Source organism: Photobacterium sp. GB-50 (assembly GCF_003026755.1).
Classification (GTDB): domain Bacteria; phylum Pseudomonadota; class Gammaproteobacteria; order Enterobacterales; family Vibrionaceae; genus Photobacterium.
Genome location: NZ_PYNX01000001.1, coordinates 140,165 through 157,058, shown reverse-complemented (window position 1 = coordinate 157,058; position 16,894 = coordinate 140,165). Strand labels below are relative to the sequence as shown.

At 40.5% G+C, this 16,894-nt stretch carries 16 protein-coding genes; 9 read left to right on the top strand and 7 right to left on the bottom strand.

Translation table 11 applies throughout. The annotated features are described in order from the left end of the window. Position 1: 1 nt before the first annotated feature. The 4 genes from sapC to pspF all read right to left on the bottom strand — a co-directional run bounded on the left by sapC (position 2) and on the right by pspF (position 4,624). The gene (gene sapC, locus C9J41_RS00690; RefSeq protein ID WP_107205705.1) at positions 2–889 is read right to left on the bottom strand and encodes a putrescine export ABC transporter permease SapC; all 888 of its coding nucleotides are present in this window, start codon (positions 887–889) and stop codon (positions 2–4) included. Then, entirely contained in the window at positions 876–1,838 is a 963-nt protein-coding gene (locus C9J41_RS00685; protein ID WP_107205706.1) for an ABC transporter permease subunit, read from the bottom strand. Before C9J41_RS00685 ends, sapC begins: the two co-directional genes overlap by 14 nt. 3 nt (positions 1,839–1,841) lie before the next feature. Next, on the bottom strand, positions 1,842–3,461 hold the full coding sequence (sapA, locus tag C9J41_RS00680; protein WP_107294089.1) for an ABC transporter substrate-binding protein SapA: 1,620 nt from the start codon (positions 3,459–3,461) through the stop codon (positions 1,842–1,844). A 137-nt stretch (positions 3,462–3,598) separates the two neighbouring features. Beyond that, positions 3,599–4,624: a phage shock protein operon transcriptional activator gene (gene pspF / locus C9J41_RS00675; RefSeq protein ID WP_107245471.1), complete on the bottom strand. Its 1,026-nt coding sequence runs from the start codon at positions 4,622–4,624 to the stop codon at positions 3,599–3,601. 209 nt (positions 4,625–4,833) lie between these two features. Between pspF and pspA the strand changes: the two genes are divergently transcribed. The 5 genes from pspA to C9J41_RS00650 all read left to right on the top strand — a co-directional run bounded on the left by pspA (position 4,834) and on the right by C9J41_RS00650 (position 8,746). Beyond that, a complete protein-coding gene (gene pspA / locus C9J41_RS00670) occupies positions 4,834–5,499 on the top strand; it encodes a phage shock protein PspA (protein WP_107205709.1) in 666 nt (221 codons plus the stop codon). 56 nt (positions 5,500–5,555) lie between these two features. Further along, positions 5,556–5,783, top strand: a complete 228-nt coding sequence (gene pspB / locus C9J41_RS00665; protein WP_006646015.1) for an envelope stress response membrane protein PspB — start codon at positions 5,556–5,558, stop codon at positions 5,781–5,783. After that, on the top strand, positions 5,783–6,169 hold the full coding sequence (gene pspC, locus C9J41_RS00660; protein WP_005367018.1) for an envelope stress response membrane protein PspC: 387 nt from the start codon (positions 5,783–5,785) through the stop codon (positions 6,167–6,169). Before pspB ends, pspC begins: the two co-directional genes overlap by 1 nt. Before the next feature lie 157 nt (positions 6,170–6,326). After that, complete coding sequence (locus C9J41_RS00655) at positions 6,327–7,724, top strand: YcjX family protein (protein ID WP_107294088.1); 1,398 nt, start codon at positions 6,327–6,329, stop codon at positions 7,722–7,724. Next, positions 7,721–8,746: a YcjF family protein gene (locus C9J41_RS00650; protein WP_107205711.1), complete on the top strand. Its 1,026-nt coding sequence runs from the start codon at positions 7,721–7,723 to the stop codon at positions 8,744–8,746. Before C9J41_RS00655 ends, C9J41_RS00650 begins: the two co-directional genes overlap by 4 nt. An 80-nt stretch (positions 8,747–8,826) precedes the next feature. Here C9J41_RS00650 and C9J41_RS00645 read toward each other — a convergent pair whose 3' ends face one another. After that, positions 8,827–9,333: a hypothetical protein gene (locus C9J41_RS00645; protein WP_107294087.1), complete on the bottom strand. Its 507-nt coding sequence runs from the start codon at positions 9,331–9,333 to the stop codon at positions 8,827–8,829. A 189-nt stretch (positions 9,334–9,522) separates the two neighbouring features. Between C9J41_RS00645 and C9J41_RS00640 the strand changes: the two genes are divergently transcribed. From C9J41_RS00640 to tyrR, 3 genes are all read left to right on the top strand, one after another. Continuing rightward, positions 9,523–10,884 (top strand): DUF1800 family protein, encoded by a 1,362-nt coding sequence (locus C9J41_RS00640; RefSeq protein ID WP_107287018.1) that lies wholly within the window; start codon positions 9,523–9,525, stop codon positions 10,882–10,884. 10 nt (positions 10,885–10,894) lie between these two features. After that, the gene (locus C9J41_RS00635) at positions 10,895–12,046 is read left to right on the top strand and encodes a DUF1501 domain-containing protein (protein ID WP_107245462.1); all 1,152 of its coding nucleotides are present in this window, start codon (positions 10,895–10,897) and stop codon (positions 12,044–12,046) included. Positions 12,047–12,336: 290 nt separating this feature from the next. Then, positions 12,337–13,875, top strand: a complete 1,539-nt coding sequence (tyrR, locus tag C9J41_RS00630) for a transcriptional regulator TyrR (RefSeq protein ID WP_107205715.1) — start codon at positions 12,337–12,339, stop codon at positions 13,873–13,875. Between the two features lie 79 nt (positions 13,876–13,954). Here tyrR and C9J41_RS00625 read toward each other — a convergent pair whose 3' ends face one another. Continuing rightward, on the bottom strand, positions 13,955–14,536 hold the full coding sequence (locus tag C9J41_RS00625) for a methylated-DNA--[protein]-cysteine S-methyltransferase (protein WP_181316921.1): 582 nt from the start codon (positions 14,534–14,536) through the stop codon (positions 13,955–13,957). 75 nt (positions 14,537–14,611) lie between these two features. On the opposite strand from C9J41_RS00625, the gene rimJ reads away from it, so the two are divergent. Continuing rightward, positions 14,612–15,208 (top strand): ribosomal protein S5-alanine N-acetyltransferase, encoded by a 597-nt coding sequence (gene rimJ, locus C9J41_RS00620; RefSeq protein WP_107205716.1) that lies wholly within the window; start codon positions 14,612–14,614, stop codon positions 15,206–15,208. A 66-nt stretch (positions 15,209–15,274) separates the two neighbouring features. Here the strand turns inward: rimJ and pyk are convergent, their stop codons facing one another. Beyond that, positions 15,275–16,720, bottom strand: coding sequence for a pyruvate kinase (gene pyk / locus C9J41_RS00615; protein ID WP_107205717.1), 1,446 nt, complete (start codon positions 16,718–16,720; stop codon positions 15,275–15,277). Positions 16,721–16,894 lie beyond the last annotated feature (174 nt).

The window sequence follows — 16,894 nt, the reverse complement described above, 5'->3', positions numbered from 1 at the left end:
ATTAATCAATCCCTGCATTAAGAGCTTGGCGAAGACCATCACCGACTAAATTAATTACTAGAACACTAAACATAATGGCAAGACCCGGTAATGTGACTGTCCATGGTGCAAGGTAAATCAGTTCAACAGAATCACCTAGCATAGCCCCCCATTCTGGTAGTGGTGTTTGCGCGCCTAACCCTAGGAAACCTAATGCAGCAATATCTAAAATAGCAATAGAGATTGCGCGCGTCATCTCAGTAATGATGGTTGATAAAATATTGGGTAAGATTGAATTCCATAAGAGGTAAAAATTATTAGCACCATCTAATCGTGCTGCAATAACGTAATCTTTAGCAACTTCAGTATGAACGGCTGTGTACACCGCTCGAATAAAACGAGGGATCAAAGCTAGCCAAATTGCGAGTAAGATATGTGTTTCTCCCGGCCCCATATAGGCGACCACTATGATGGCCAATAAAAGCGAAGGGATAGATAACACGGTATCTAAAATATGATTTAAAAAGCTCGATTTTAAGCCTTGGCTCATTCCGGCAAGAATACCGATCAGCAAGCCAATAACGCTGGATGCAAAGGCGACTAATAAGGCATAGCCAAAGGTTAGCTGTGAACCTATGATCAAGCGAGATAAAATATCACGACCTAAATCATCAGTACCAAAGAAAAAGTTTACATGACCAGAGTTGTCCCATGATGGTGGCATGAGCAGCTCACCAACTTGTTTTATCGGCGAATAGGGAGCCAGCCATTGTGCTGTTAGGGTGACAATGAGCAAAAACAGTAAACACCATAGGCCAAACATGGCCAGTGAGTTTTCCCTGAAGTTTTGCCAAGCGCGCTCCCATTGGGTTGGGATTGTTTCTTCTTGGTAAACACTATTTGATGGCATACCATTCTTTCCTTACTAATGGGTTCACCATAGCACCAGCTAAATCAGATAAAATGTTAGCCAATAAGATGAAACTACCTACTGTGATTACACCAGCTTGAATGGCAACATAATTTTGATCTGCAATCGCATTAAGTAACCAACGACCAATACCCGGCCAATTAAAAATAGATTCTGTAAGCATGGCAAAGGTCATCATTGCTGCAAACTGCATCCCTAATTTAGGAATAATGGGGGGAAGGGCATTTTTCATCGCATGACGGCGGACGATTTCAAAGGTAGATAAGCCTTTCGTTTGGGCTACTTTGATGTAGTTTTTCGTCATTACGTCTGAAATTGAGGCACGGGTTAAACGTATCACTTCCGTTGTAGGTGCCATCGCTAATACAATGGTTGGCAAGACTAAATGCTGTAGTGCGTTAAGAAATGCTTCCATACGGTATGGTTTATTTGACAGCAAAATATCAATCAGAGCAAAGCCAGTGACATGATCAAATTGATATAACAAACTGTAACGACCAGAAACAGGTAGCCAGCCTAAATTCAGCGAAAACAACAGAATTAATAACATCGCTAACCAAAATAGGGGGATGGAGTAGCCCAGTAAGGTTATTGAGGAAATGATGGTATCAAGGGGTTGTCCTCGATGTACGCCTGCGATAGTGCCAAGCGGAATACCAACGACTAACGAGAGTATAAAAGCAAAAAAGCACAGCTCTAACGTTGCAGGAAATACGGTTAATATTTCGCTACTAATAGGTGTACCATTGGGAGTGATACCGAGATTACCTGAAAGTAAGTTCTCTAAATATAAAATCCAACCACTAAAAAAGCTCTGATGCGCCCACTGTAATTGGGTATCTAAACGCAAAATACTAAAACCAATTATGGTCAGTATTAATAGCGTAATTACAAACAAATTTAGGCGACGTATCGTATAAATAAACATGCTTTACTCAATTCGATAAACACTGGAAAAAGATCGCGAACCAAATGGGTCCATCTGTAACCCCCCTAACGTTTTACTGTGGGCTTGGAAATGGACACCATGAGCCAATGGGATCACAGGTACTTGTTGATCCAAAATATTTTGCGCTTGCTGGTAATATACTTGACGTTGTTGTTGCTTATTTGTGCGTAGTGCAATTTCAAGTAAATTATCAAAACCAAGATCACACCAGTTAGCGACATTAAGCCCTGCTTTTTTAGCATTGCATGACAATAATGGTCTTAAGAAATTATCAGGGTCGCCGTTATCTGCGATCCAACCAGCAAGAACCATATCGTATTGAGTAGTATCAGTTAAACCAACACGACCAATCGTTTCTTGATGATGTAAAGACACATTGATACCAACGGCTTTCAAATTAGCTTGGATTAATTCCGCTGTTTTTCGAGGACTCGGGTTATAAGGTCGAGGCTCAAGTGGGACCCACATCGTCAGGACTTGGTTATAATCATAGCCAGCGGCATCAAGCAGTTGTTTGGCTAATTTAGGATTATAAGAAAGTGCTTTGCTGTCGTGGTTATAAGCCCAAGACATTGGGGGTAACAAGCTTTTTGCCTCTGTTGCCGTACCGTAATAAACAGAATTGAGCAGTGTTTTACGGTTTATTGCATAATTAATAGCTTCACGGATTTCTAATTTATTTAATGGTGGACGTTCCGTATTTAATGCCAGAAAGGATACATTCATCCCCGTTTGTGCAAGTAATTTATAGTTATCGTTATTTGAAATAACAGGCAACTGGCTCGCAACAGGAGATGAGAGAACATCACATTCAGAGCTTAGCAACTTAGCAAGATTACCCATGCCACGGGCTGAGATATCAAATACCACTTGCTCCATTGGTGCGGCACCTTGCCAATAATCCTTATTACGTTTTAAGCGAATAAGATCATTGGGTATAAATTGATCAACGTAAAAAGGCCCAGTACCGATTGGTTGTGTATCAATAAGACCGATACGGCCTGATTTTAACAGTTGCTGACCATACTGCTGAGAATAAATCACCGCATAACTGGTTGCTAAGTTAGATAAGAAAGAATTATCTGGTCGATTTAAGGTAAATTGTACGGTGAGAGGGTCTTTAGCTTTGATGGTCTCAATTAAATCAGCAAACCCAAGGCTTTCAAACCATGGGTAACGACCACCAGAAATATTATGAAAAGGGTGGTGTGGATTAATGATACGCTCAAAGCTAAAAATAACGTCATCGGCATTAAGCGGACGTGTTGGAGTAAACCAATCAGTATGTTGGAATTTAACGTTATCTCGCAGCTTAAAGGTATATACCAAGCCATCGTCACTGACAGTCCAGCTTTTTGCTAGATCAGGAAGAGGTTTGTGGCTGATAGGATCGAGTAACAGCAGGCGATCGAAAATTTGCGCCGAGAGTGTTTCTGCTGTTAATCCGCCATCCGTTAGCTGTGGATTTAATGTTGTCGGAGTATCTTGACCGCAGTAAACAAAGCCATTGCTTTGCTTAGCGGTATTATGTGACGGCTCTTTACAACCTAAAAGGCCAAGTAAAGTGAAGCCGGCAATCAAAAGACGACTGTAAGCGCTCATATTTAATAGGCGTTAAATGAAATTAAGTCGTTAAATTTAACATTTTTCTTTTAACGTCACCAAGCTATCCTGCTTTATTTATAAGTAATTAGTCTAAAACCGTTATATATCTTTAATTATCGCGTGAATTTGGTTGATTAATCACCGTTAACGTTAATGTCATACTTTCGAATGAGTCCTCTTAACTGGTGATAACTTAAGCTTAAAAGTTCGGCGGCTTTTGTTTGATTAAAGCGAGCGTGTTTAAGTGCTTTGTTGATCAACATGATTTCTTGATCTTGTAAGTAGTGGCGAAGATCAACGGGAAGTTGAATGCTAGAGTTTTCTTGTTTGACTGCTGGGGTGTCTACAATGGATAAAGACTGTGATGGTGCTGGCTCACAAGATTGCCAAGCTGTAGCGAAAGGGTCGGTATAAATTTCGTCAATAGCTTCACCTTCATTGCTATGACGAAATACAGACCGTTCGACAACATTTTTTAACTCTCGAATATTCCCTGGCCATTGATAGTCGAGTAGTTGTTGTTTAGCGTGTTGTGAAAAACCTGCAAAATAGCTATATCCTAATTCGCGACACATACGCACAGCATAGTGTTCTGCCAATGGTAAAATATCGTCTAGTCGTTCACGTAATGGTGGAAGGTGGATGATTTCAAAGGCGAGTCTATCAAGTAAATCTGCTCGAAATTTTCCTTCAGCAACGAGTTCGGGTAAATTTTCATTAGTTGCACAAACTAAGCGTACATTCGCTTGGCAAGGTTTATTACCGCCCACGCGTTCGTACTCACCGTATTCAATCACGCGTAATAATTTTTCTTGAACCCCCATCGGGGCGGTTGCTAATTCATCTAAAAAAAGCGTGCCATTTTCTGCGCGTTCAAAGCGCCCTTGGTGGCGACCTTTCGCGCCTGTAAAGGAGCCCGCCTCATGGCCAAATAGTTCAGAATCAATGACGCCTTCGCTTAGTGCGGCACAGTTCAGTGTCACTAAAGGTTGATCCCAACGTTTTGATAAATAGTGAACGCGTTGGGCGATTAACTCCTTACCTGTGCCTCGTTCACCAAGAATAAGAATTGGGCGATTGAGTGAAGCGAGGCGTGATGCTTGGTCTAGGACACTTAAAAAAGCATCAGATTCACCGATTAAGTTTTCCGTTTTACGCATTGGTTAATCTCACTATTAATTGGTTAAATTAACTATATCATAGCTTGCTTAAAAGTGGGTTGAAAATTAAGTTGTTGATATTTAATACGTTAAAAGTTGGCACAGTACTTGAAATATCTAAGTGGTAACACAAGAACATTAAGTTAGTATCACTATATAAACCTGTAAGCGTGATTACTGTGAAATGGGTTTAATCAAGGAGTTTAATGATGGGTATTTTTTCTCGTTTTGCTGATATCGTAAATGCTAACGTGAACTCGTTACTGGATAAGGCTGAAGATCCACAAAAACTGATCCGTCTTATCATCCAAGAGATGGAAGATACATTAGTTGAGGTACGTACATCTTCAGCGCGTGCATTAGCGGATAAAAAAGAGTTACAACGTCGTATTCAAGCGATTGAATCACAAATTACAGATTGGCAGGAAAAGGCGAGCCTTGCACTGCAAAAAGGTCGTGAAGATTTAGCCCGTGCAGCACTGATCGAAAAGCAAAAACTGGCTGATGTCGCATTAACGCTCAATGAAGAATACAAACTAGTAGAAGAGACGATTGAAAAATTGTCATTAGAAGTCGCTGAACTTGAGCGTAAGTTGCAAGAAACACGCGCTCGTCAACAAGCATTAGTGACGCGTCATAAAGCTGCAGGCACTCGCCGTGATGTTCGTCGTCAGCTAGATACAAGTAAAGTTGATGAGGCGATGTCTAAGTTTGAGCAATATGAACGTCGCATCGATGAAATGGAAGCAGAAGCAGATAGTTATAGCTTTGGTCGTGGCAAAAGCTTAGAGTCAGAATTTGCTGATTTACAAGCACAAGATGAAATTGAAAAAGAACTTGAGCGCTTAAAAGCGAACATCAAGGATAAAGAGTAAGTACAACTAAGTTATCGTCGTTGTTTCATTGATTCTGCGCGAAAGGAGAACAAATAATGTCAATGGGTTTTATTAGCGTTCCATTAGTGGTGTTCATGATTATTGTCGCACCGCTATGGTTAATCCTTCACTATCGTAGTAAACGTCAAGCCGGTGAAGGGCTGTCAGGTGAAGATCAGAAAAAGTTAGAGACCTTGGTGGCACGCGCAGAAGATATGCAAGAACGTATTGTGACGTTAGAGCGTATTCTTGATGCAGAAGTACCAAGATGGAGGCAAAAATAATGAGTAAAACCTTATACCGTGATCCTAAAAAAGGAAAATTGGGCGGTGTGTGCGCTGGTTTAGCTGAATATTTCGGTGTTGAAATTTGGTTGGTACGTATTCTTGCTGTTTCAGCCTTCTTACTTGGTTTGGGCTTTTTTGCCACGATTGCTTATATCGCCGCATGGTTAATTTTAGATAAAATGCCACCACAGCGAAAAGAGCAACAAGATACTTATACCGAGCACAACGTAAAACAGAAACCGTGGCAGGCGGGTCGCTCTGCGCATCAAATTTTACAAAAAGTGGAATCAGAATTTGATACCGCCGAAAAGAAAGTACAACAGATGGAAGCGTATGTTACATCTTCTGCATTCAAAGTGGATCGCGAATTCAATAAGCTTTAATTACCCGTAAAATTTAGCCTAATGAAGCAGGTGCTGATCAATGTCAGGCCTGCTTTTTTCCGTTATAAAGGCGTAATATAGTTAAATCACTTTATTGATAATTATTAGAATAAAGTTGTTAAACCTAAAACAAAAATGAAAACAACTAGGGTTAATCATGAATCGAATCAGTAATGAGTTGAATAAGCTCGTTAATAGAAGTTTGGATCGACACGTTCGACTTGCCGTTACAGGATTGTCTCGAGCGGGTAAAACGGCCTTTATTACTTCTCTTATTAATCAATTACTGCATGTAAGTACGAATGCTCGCCTACCTATGTTTAGTGCGATGCGTGACGGCCATTTATTAGGTGCAAAGCGTGTTCCTCAGTTAGATCTGCATGTGCCTAAATTTGGCTATGATGAAGGAATGCAATCAATTATGTCGACGCCTCCTGAATGGCCAGAGCCAACAAGGGATGTGAGTCAAACGCGTTTAGCACTTCGTTATAAGCCTCAGAAAGGGGCATTGAAACTATTTCAAGATACCGCCACGTTGTATTTGGATATTATTGATTATCCCGGCGAGTGGTTATTAGATTTACCGTTACTTGATTTAGATTTTACTCAATGGTCGGCACAACAAAGCCAAGTACTAAAAGGTAAACGTCTTGAATTAGCTCAAGATTGGCTTGCTAAAACCGAGATGTTTGATCCTTTTGCACCCGCAGATGAAAAGCAAATTGAAGAAATATCGAAGGCGTTCACCGAGTATTTGCATCAATGTAAGGCAGAAGGGGGATTACATTGGGTTCAACCCGGACGTTTTGTTCTTCCCGGTGAATTAGCTGGTGCACCTGTTTTACAATTTTTCCCGCTCCTGTGGAATAAAAAGTACACAGAAAAACAGCTGATGGATGCAGATGAAAACACCAATATTGGGATGCTTAGAAATCGCTATAAGTATTATCAACAGCATGTTGTGAAGGCGTTCTATAATGATCATTTTTCAAAATTTGATCGCCAAATCATATTAGTTGATTGCTTACAGCCTCTTAATTCGGGACCTGAATCGTTTAATGATATGCGTCAAGCGTTGGATCAGCTGATGCAAAGTTTTAAATATGGGCGTAGCTCGTTACTGCGTCGTCTATTTTCACCGCGTATTGATAAAGTACTCTTCGCTGCAACCAAAGCCGATCATATTACGCCTGAGCAGCACCCGAATTTAGTCGGATTATTACAGCAGCTAGTGAATGAAGCATGGCAAACCGCTTCCTTTGAAGGCATTAAAATGGATTGTGTTAGTTTGGCATCGATTCAAGCGACTGAGCCTGGCTTTGTGACTCACAAAGGGCAGCAAGTCCCTGCATTAAGGGGGACCGATTTGTTAGGTAATGCACAAACTCTCTTTCCCGGAGAAGTGCCAAAACGGTTACCAAACGTTGATTTTTGGCAGCAGCAGAGCTTTGATTTTATTAATTTCCGTCCCTTGCTACAGCAAAGTGACGAGCCTTTGCCGCATATCCGAATGGATAAAGCACTTGAGTATTTGTTGGGAGATAAACTGCAATGAGTGAACCGTTAAAAAGTAAAATTGTTTTTGATGATCCAACAGTTAACCAAGAACAACGCAATATTGCGTCGAAATTGGAGTTTGCTCAACAAGCCGATTTTTTACCTGAAGCAATAGAGCAACAAGAAACTGAAATTGAAAAAGATCTCAAACAAGTATTAGCAGCGAAACCAAAACGTCGTTATGGCTTTTTAAAAGGGGTAGTGGTTGCAGGCGCGGCAATGGTGGGGTGGCAGACGGTTGACCATGTTGTGACAGCTTATCAAACAGCAAATTGGTTATCGCTTGGCTGGAGTGCATTGGTTGCCAGTATTGCCGTAGTTGGTATCGGTGCATTGGGGCGGGAGCTTTTGACGTTACGACGGTTAAAATCACGTCAAACAGAGCGTGATGAAGCCCAACTCTTACTTGATGGTAATGGCATTGGTAATGGTAAAGCTTTTTGTACCAAACTGGCACAGCATAGTCAGATTAGTAGTGATAACTATGGTTATGATCGCTGGACGAATTCGTTAGACGCGACGCACAATGATCGCGAAATACTTGAGCTTTATGATCGCTTAGTGGTCAGCCAGCAAGATAAATTAGCTCGAAAATTAGTGGCGAAATATTCCTCAGATGCCGCGGTGATGGTTGCATTAAGCCCACTAGCAGTGGCTGATATGTTGCTGGTGGCATGGCGTAATTTGCGCTTAATTGAACAAGTTTCTCGAGTTTATGGTGTCGAATTAGGTTACTGGTCTCGCATTAAGCTACTTAAGCTGGTATTGGCTAATATGGCATTTGCAGGTGCATCTGAAGTGATCACTGATTTGGGGATGGATATGCTCTCAATGGACTTAGCGGGTCGTATGTCTACCCGCGTTGCGCAAGGGGTGAGTATTGGTTTATTGACCGGAAGACTAGGCTTAAAAGCGATCAGCTTAGTACGTCCTTTACCATGGTTACCGGGAGAGCAACCCAAATTAGCTGAAATACGAAGCGATCTATTTAAACAGCTTGGTACCAAAGAAAAAGATTAACTAGATATTCCACTATTAAGCGTAAATTGAAGTGGTTAAGTGGTCAGGGAGAATACGACTCTTTGACCACTTTGTTCATCTTATTTAACGATAGCGAGACTTTCATCTCCAGGCGCATAGCCAAATTTAATATTTTTAATGGTGCTACTAAGTTGAATATTACGAATTATAACTGGCATCGAAGTTCCGAGTGCGGTAGACACGCCTGCCCATCCGTTTTCTTGTGCAGATAGCACAATATAAAGTGTGCCTTGCTGTTGCTTAAAATAAAGCACTTTAGCTGCATCGGGGTAGGGGAGCGTTGCAAGTGCTGCTTGTTCTGCAATGTATTTTAAGTCTATTTTACCGTTACGAGGTTTTTTACAAGTATCAGTAAAGGCAGTTTTATCAAAAGGATCTGTACCACCTGCCTGAATAAAATCTGCCATTTTTTGTTGGTACTGATCCATGTCTTTTGGCAGTGATAAAACAAATTCACCGTTACCACATAGATTTTCTGCCGTCGTCTCGACTTGCTTGGCTGAGCTTTGTGCATCGCAACCAAATAGAGTGATGACTAAGGGAAGTAATATGCTCAGTTTATTCATGATTTACTCTATTGTTAAAAGAATCAGCTTAAACATAAATAAGAGTTGGGGTGTTAGAAGATTGAAAATTAAATACTTATTTTCTTGTTATGTCGTCAAGATAGCATCTTTACAACACTTTACATTCTCTGAAGCTTATTTACGTTAGAGTCGTTATCGTATCCTTGGGTTAATGATAAGGACAACAAGGTGAATTATTATCCAACGGCAGCCATCATCACTGAGCAACGATTTGGCTTTGGCCCCAAACTGAATGATCAGCATGTATTAACGCTGGCAGAGCAGATCTCAACTAAACCATATATTGATACCGCTCTACAGTCTTTACCTTCGACGAATAATATTTTGGTTCAGATCGGTCAATTTAATCAACAGCGTAAAAAATTAAAAAAATCCCCGAATGAAAAGCGTGCCGTTCAAAAGCAGGTTAATCAATTTTTTAATCTGAGTTATGAACAGCAAGTATCTGCACGTAATCTACAAACATTGCATTCCTCCAATAGTTTTCAAGAACGTTTAATTCAATTTTGGAGTAACCATTTTGCAGTCTCTGCCGATACGCGCAAAGTAAAACCGATTATTGCTGGGATTGAGAATGAGGTAATACGCCAACACTGGAATGGTAATTTTGCCGATATGCTTCAAGCAACGATTAAGCACCCAACAATGTTGATGTTTCTCGATAATAATCTATCGATAGGGCCTGATTCTAAATTGGGTAAGAAACGCCATAAGGGACTCAATGAAAATCTCGCTCGTGAAATTATGGAGTTACATACCTTAGGGGTTGATGGCGGTTACAGTCAGCAAGATGTTATCCAATTAGCACATGCGATAACAGGCTGGATGGTCAGTTTTGATAAGCAAAATCCTGGGTTTAAATTTGCAGCTTGGGCGCATCAACCTGGTGATGTGATGTTATTAGGTCAGCGTTACGCACAAACAGGGATTGGACAGGGAGAAGCGTGCTTAAAAGATCTTGCATTGCATCAACAAACCGCAAGGCATTTGGCAACTAAATTAGCTCAACACTTTATTGGCCAGCCCAAGAAGGAGCTAGTGGATGATTTAGCCGGTGTTTATCTAAAAAATAACGGTGAATTACAGCCTGTTTATAAGAGATTATTGCAAGAGCCTGAAGTGAATACGGCTGCGCCTCTTCGGTTTAGAACGCCGCAAGAATGGTTATTTGCGCTTTTACGTAGTGCTGATCTCAACCCATCGGAACACAAAATTACTCAACAATTGAGGTTGTTGGGACAACAGCCATTTATGGCAGGTTCTCCGGCGGGTTGGTCTGATCAAGATAGTGATTTCAATAGTTCTTCAGCGTTGATACAACGTTGGCAAGTAGCAAATACATTTGCGGTACTTGCGGTAAGAGAAGCGAAGAAGAAAAAAGTCAAACCGCTTCAGTTGGTAAAACAAGTGGTCAATAATCTTTATGGAAAAGATCTTGATCAACATACAGAGCTTGCAATGAATAAGGCTAACGGTGCGATAACGAAGTTGGTTTTATTATGGCTAAGCCTACAGTTTATGTATCGATAGCGAGATCGTGATGGATAATATATTTGATCGCCGTATGTTCTTAAAATCTTTAGCTGCGGTTGGGGTATGCAGTGCATTACCATCTGTCGCTTTTGCGAAAACACAGTCGGCAAATATTTTTGTATGGATTACATTGCGCGGTGCAATGGATGGGTTAAATGTGGTTGTACCCTATGGAGATAAAGACTATTTACCGCAAAGACCGTCGATTGGATTACATAAAAATCAGCTTAATAAACTCGATGATTTCTTTGGTTTACATCCAGCACTAAAGAGTTGTTATCAGTGGTATCAACAAGGCGAGATGGCTTTTATTCATGCGTGTGCATCACCTTATCGTCAGCGCTCACATTTTGATGGGCAGAAAGTATTAGAAAATGGAACTGAGGATCCGTTACATCGAGATGGTTGGCTAAATCGCTTTTTATCTGTTGATAACAAGCAGCATACGATAGCCATAGATTCTGGTTTACCTTTAATTGTTCAAGGTAATGCCCAAGCTGATAGTTGGTATCCACATAAATTGAAGATTAAGCAGCAACAAGCTGAATTGTTGCAGGATATGTATCAAAGCGATCAGACGTTATCTGACAACTTTATTAATGCATTAGACATTGAAAAAATGGCAGGTCATGTAAAAGGCGGCCAACAATTTCATGCTTTGGCGCAACAAGCAGGGAAATTTTTAACGTCGGAAAATGGACCGAATATTGCGGTATTAGAGTTAGGTGGATGGGATACACACGCAGGAGAAGGCGCGGTTAAAGGTCGTTTAGCGAGCCAATTAAAGAAACTTGATGAGGGACTTTCAGCTTTAAAATCACAGTTAGGTGAGGCTTGGTCGCGAACGGTGGTTATAGCCGCGAGTGAATTTGGCCGAACAGTTGCTGAAAATGGAACTAAGGGAACCGATCACGGTACGGCTAACGCAATGTTGATAGCGGGAGGTGCGGTGAGTGGAAATCAAGTGATAACAAAATGGCCAGGGTTAGCGAAATCTCAGCAATACAAAGGAAGAGATTTAGCTCCAACGACGGATATTCGCTCTATATGTAAAACGGTATTGCATTCACATTTAGGGGCAACAACTAAGCAACTCGATATAGTTTTTCCTAGCTCAAGTGAGCTACCTATCATGAATGATTTAATCCGTCATACTTAAAATAAAGGCGCTGTTAGTTCAATAGATACTAAAAGCATAACGTTATTTTTTAATTATAAATGGCTTGATTCTGAGCGGGAGACTTGACTCAATTTAGCGTTAGTCGCACACTGTTAAAAGTGTCAGGAATTGTTGACACCTAAGTGTAAACTCATATTAATACCTATATTTTTGTTTGTGGTATGAGTTGAAATTGAAGAATTAAGTCATTGCTTTTTGTTGTTGTTATTCTGATAAGCCGAATGTTTCGAACTTAACAATGGAAAGTTTATATTGAGAAGGCGTAAAGAATGAGACTACAGGTATTTTGTGAAGATCGGGTTGGAATGACTCGCGAGCTACTCGATATTCTGACTAGTCAGGAGATTGATCTTCGAGGGATTGAAATTGATCGCATTGGTATCATTTATCTCAATTGTCCTGAAATTGAATTTGAACAGTTTAGTCATCTAATGTCGCAAATAAGGCAGTTAGATGGCGTAACAGATGTAAGAAAAATAAATTTCATGCCGAGTGAACGTGAACATACAGAGCTTTCTGCATTACTTCAAACCTTGCCTGATCCCTTTTTTTCCATCGATTTAAACGGAAAAATTGATTTTGCCAATCAAGCCGCTGAAAGGTTATTGGCTCATCATCAGGGATCACTTTATCACGAAAATGTTCATACGCTCTTTGGCTTTAATGTTCAGCGTTGGTTAGAAACAAAACAGGCTGAAAAACATACTGAGATGGTGGTGATTGCAGGTTTAGATTACCAAATGGAAGTCATGCCTGTTTATATTAACGATGAAACCGATATACCTGTTTTTGCCAGTGCTCTTATTCTTCTAAAATCACTGTCTGAAGCAACCATGCCGATTGTGACTCGCCAGTTAGATGGCGACAGTGGTTTTGAGCATTTAGTCGGGCAATCATCGCGTTTTAAGCATTTATTAGCTCAAGCGAAAAAGTTGGCTTTATTAGATGCACCGTTATTGATCCAAGGTGAAACGGGAACAGGTAAAGAAATGTTAGCCCGCGCATGTCACCAACGTTCTATACGACGAGAGAAACCATTTTTAGTTGTAAACTGCGTATCTATGCCTGATAACGCCGCCGAAACTGAGCTATTTGGTTTTGCTGGCAGTACAACCGAGCCAAGTAAAAAAGGTATTTTTGAGCAAGCGGATGGTGGTACTGTTTTCTTGTATGAAATTGGTGAGATGTCAAAACACCTACAAATTAAATTACTACGCTTTTTACAAGATGGTACATTCCGACGCGTGGGTGAAGAAGCTGAGAAAAAGGTTAATCTTCGCGTAATCTGCTCTACCCAGAAAAAGCTACCAGATTTAGTTGCATCAGGTGATTTCCGCGAAGACTTATATTATCGCTTAAATGTTCTTGCTTTGGTTGTTCCACCATTACGTGAAAGATCGGCAGATATAGTACCGTTAGCTGAATTATTTTTAACTCAGTTATCACAAGAATTACATCAGCCTAAACCTCAGCTATCTGAGGAGTTGGCAGAATACTTAAAGCAATATGCATGGCCTGGTAATATTCGCCAATTACGTAATGTGCTATTCCGTGCGATGACACAACTTGAGAATACGGTCATGACATCAGATGATGTACAGTTACCTGAAAATGAATCAAGTAGTATTATCAGTGATGAAATATTAGATGGTTCTCTTGATGAGATCATGAAACGTTATGAATCTGGTATTTTATCGAATCTTTATCGAAGTTACCCATCTACCCGCAAATTAGCGAAACGGTTAGGCGTATCACATACTGCCGTTGCTAATAAATTACGAGAATATGGTTTAAGTAAGCGTAGCTAATTACTGTGGATATAAAAGAAAAAGAGATAATATTTATTATCTCTTTTTTGTGAACTCGAAAATCAATCTAGTATTGGCGTTATGCTATTTCATGTTGTGGTTCTTTAATAAGAATGGCTTTACCTGACTCTAATGCAAGTAATAGCTCTACCATTTCAGCACCATAACGATAGCCGCAAAGATTTTGATTGCTATTAAGTACACGGTGACAAGGGATAATGATAGGAATAGGATTTACATTCTTTGCCATGCCTATAGCTTGGCTTGCAGCTGAATTGCCAATATCAAGCGCGATTTGTTCGTAACTGGATGTTTCACCGAAGGGAATATCAGCAATAGCATGCCATATTTGCTGTTGAAACATCGTTCCTTGAGGAGCGAGAGGGAAGGTAAAGCGTTTACGTGAGCCTAAGAGATATTCTTTTAGTTGCCTAATGAAGGGTCTCATAAAAGAGGGGTTATGCTGCCATGACTCATCAGGGTAATAGCCAGGACTATTGACAGTTAACCTTCTTAAGCCTTGATGGTCGGCTAGCAACATAATGCTGCCTAGTTCAGTTTCTATACAATCGTAATACATCCATAACTCACTAAATGCGTTAGTAATTAATAACATTGCTAAGCTAAGATTAACAGATAACAGTTTGATAACATATAACAATATGTTTATTAGTTATGCTAATCTTACGACAATGCTCAGCACCTCTTATTAACATCCTTGTGTCGAGGTAATAGTTTGTTCCATTCAATTATAAACCGTTCATCCACAATTGCGCTTGATGATATAAAAATTAGGCTTATTTCTAGTCAGGATGTGGCAAAGATAACAACGTATTATCAAAAAAATCGTGATTTTCTCAAAGCCTGGGAGCCGATGCGTAATGAATTGTTTTATTCAGAGCTGGGTTGGCAAAAAAGAGTCGAACAAATAGCTACCTTACATCGTCATGAAATGGCATTTTATTTTGTGATTGAAGACCGAAGCACTGACGATATTATTGGCGTGATTAACTACAGTAATTTAGTGAAATTTCCTTTTCATGCGTGTCATGTTGGCTACTCCCTTGATCAAGACTACCAAGGGCGAGCTATTATGCGTCGGGCATTAAAAGAGACGGTGAACTGGATGTTCGAAGTAAAAGGTTTTCATCGCATTATGGCCGCCTACATGCCACATAACAAAAGAAGTGCCAGCGTACTACACTCCGTCGGTTTCGAAAAAGAAGGGCTAGCAAAAGCGTACTTATTAATTGATGGAAAGTGGCAAGATCATGTTCTAACGTCATTGATTAATCAGCAGTGGACTGCGCCAGTTACGTGGTCAGCGCCTTAAAAATAAGTAATAAAAAAGGCAACGCGAACGTTGCCTTTTAGTGCGTTTTTGTACGAGATAAATAGATTACTCGACAGTTAGAATACGCATATTGTTAGTTGAACCAATGGTATCCATCACATCACCTTGAGTGATGATCACAAGATCGCCCACTTTAACAAATCCAGCATCACGAAGTACATCTAACGCATGTTTTGCCGCTTCTAAACCAGCATCGCTATCACGATTGAAAAATACAGGTGTTACGCCACGGTATAATGAAGCTTGGTTTAAGGTATTTTCGTTACGAGATAGTGCGAAAATGGGTAAACCGGAGGTAATGCGCGACATCATCAACGGTGTACGACCCGATTCAGTCATTGCAACCATCGCTTTTACGCCTTCCATGTGGTTTGCAGCATACATGGTTGACATTGCAATCGTTTCTTCAGGCGATGAGAAGAATCGATCTAAACGGTGGTTAGACACGTTAATACTTGGCTCTTTTTCTGCGCCTAAACAAACACTTGCCATTGCTTTTACAGTTTCTTCAGGAAATTGTCCCGCAGCCGTTTCCGCGGAAAGCATGACGGCATCGGTACCATCAAGTACAGCGTTAGCAACATCCATAACTTCTGCACGTGTTGGCATTGGGCTAGTGATCATGGATTCCATCATTTGTGTTGCTGTAATCACCGTACGGTTTAAGCTACGAGCACGGCGAATCAGTTTCTTTTGCACACCAACAAGTTCAGGATCGCCGATTTCAACACCAAGATCACCACGAGCAACCATAACAACGTCAGATGCAAGGATGATATCGTCCATTGCTTCGGTTGTTGCTACCGCTTCAGCACGTTCAACTTTAGCGACTAATTTTGCATTTAGGCCTGCTTCAGTGGCTAATCGGCGCGCATATTTCATGTCTTCGCCATTACGTGGGAATGATACGGCAAGATAATCAACGCCCATTGCCGCAGCTGTTAAAATGTCGGCTTTATCTTTATCTGTTAGGGCTTCTGCTGAAAGGCCGCCGCCTTTTTTGTTAATGCCTTTGTTATTTGATAATGGGCCGGCGACTGTCACTTCAGTGTGTACTTTATTACCTTCAACAGCTGTTACTTTTAATTGTACACGGCCATCATCTAATAGCAGGATGTCACCTGTTGTCACATCTTTAGGTAATTCTTTGTAGTCGAGACCGACAGCAAACTGATCGCCTTCGCCTTTAGGTAGATCACTATCAAGGGTAAATTTATCACCAATAGCAAGCTGGATTTTATCTTCTTTAAACGTAGATACGCGAATTTTAGGGCCTTGTAAATCACCTAGAATTGCTACGTTTTTACCAAGCTTAGCTGCAATTTCACGTACTTGCTTAGTGCGTTGGATATGATCTTCTGGGCTGCCGTGAGAGAAATTCATACGTACAACATTGGCACCTGCCGCGATGATTTTTTCAAGGTTATTATCACGATCAGTTGCAGGACCTAAAGTGGTTACAATTTTTGTACGTCTTAGGCGTTCAGTCATGTGAAACTCCAATTTATAGAAACGAGCTTTATTGAGCACTTGGTTTGAGAGTGATGATTACCAAGTCGGCAATAAAACATGAGATAGTTTTGATACCATATCTCGCAGATTTTGCTTAATGATGTATATCAAAAGACAATGAACTGTCACTTTTGTTATTCATTTTTGTTGTAA